Here is a 1228-nt window from a genome sequence, read left to right on the forward strand (position 1 = left end):
GAGGGTGAACTGCTGCCAGGCGGCGCCGGGGGTGCAGCCCCACTGTTGCAGCAGCGCGCCGTTGTCCTTCGAGCCGGACACGACGTCCAGGCACATGCCGCTCTTGGTGACGCTGATCTGGTACGTACCGCCCGCCGCGGGCACCGCCGCACAGGCGGGCACGGCGTGCAACGCGACGGCGGCCAAGGGCACGGCCGCCACGGCGGCGGCCCGGAGTGTGGTGACACGCATGTCTGTTCCTCGGAGGCAGGGGGTCAGCCGATCGGGTTCCAGCCGTCGGATCCGGCCAGGTACTTCTGCGGGGTGTAGTTCGCCGCCTGGGAGTCGCTCATCTGCGGCCGGTTGGAGTTCGCCGTGGCGCCGGCGCCGGTGTTCTTGTATTCGAAGAAGCGGGCGTTCTTCCAGGAGTTGCCGGACATGTCGGTCCAGGGCTGCGAGGTCTTGATCGTGGAGCTGAGCGTCGACTCCCGGTAGAGGACCTGGGCGTTCGGCCCCCACGGGCGGCCCAGCTGGGTGGTGTTCGCCGTGGCGCCGGAGATCCGGGACTTGTAGATCAGGAAGCCGTAGGTCTTGCCGGCGTCGGTCCTGGCGGCGGTGATCGGCCCGCCGGTGCTGCGCTTTTCGTAGATGTCGCAGTTGTTGATCACGATGGTGCCGTCGCCGAAGATGAAGTCGACGGTGCCCTCGACGTAGGAGCCGGTCATGTAGGCGCGGGCCGACGCGTTGACCAGGAACGTGTCCTGATCGCCGAGCAGCCGCACGTTCGACAGGACCGCCCGGTCGGCGTTGAGGTTCAGGGCGACGGCCTGCTGGCCGGTGCTGCTCGTGTTCTCGTCGAAGTCGTTGGAGACCGTCAGGTTGGTGAGGGCGGCGTCGTGCCCGTTGACGAAGGCGGTGGCGCTGTTGAAGGTGCCGTAGGTGCCGGCGGAGTGGTTGTTGACGATCACGACGTCCTTGGCCGACGACCCGAGGCCCTGCAGGGTGATGTAGGGCTTGTTGGCCGGGATCGTGACGATCTCCCGGTAGGTGCCGGGCTTGATCGTGATGACCACGCGGTTGCCGTTGTTCGCGGGCACCGCGTCGATCGCGGCCTGGACCGTGCGGTACTTGCCGGTGCCGTCGGCGGCCACCGTCGCCGTGCCCTGAGCGGCGACGGGGGTGAACAGCCATTGTTTGTTGGTGTTGGCGGTGCAGGTCTCCTGGATGACGGCGGCGCCGGAGGAGGTGG

The 1228-nt window shown here is 68.2% G+C and carries 2 protein-coding genes; both read right to left on the reverse strand.

Going from position 1 to position 1228, the window contains the following annotated elements:
* Nucleotides 1-231, reverse strand: a 231-nt coding sequence (locus B1L11_RS44570) for an RICIN domain-containing protein (RefSeq protein ID WP_143738018.1), incomplete at its 3' end; no start/stop codon positions are given.
* Nucleotides 232-254: 23 nt separating this feature from the next.
* Nucleotides 255-1228, reverse strand: a 974-nt coding sequence (locus B1L11_RS44575) for a pectinesterase family protein (RefSeq protein ID WP_143738019.1), incomplete at its 5' end; no start/stop codon positions are given.

It is taken from the genome of Microbispora sp. GKU 823 (assembly GCF_002027145.1).
GTDB classification, from domain to species: domain Bacteria; phylum Actinomycetota; class Actinomycetes; order Streptosporangiales; family Streptosporangiaceae; genus Microbispora; species Microbispora siamensis.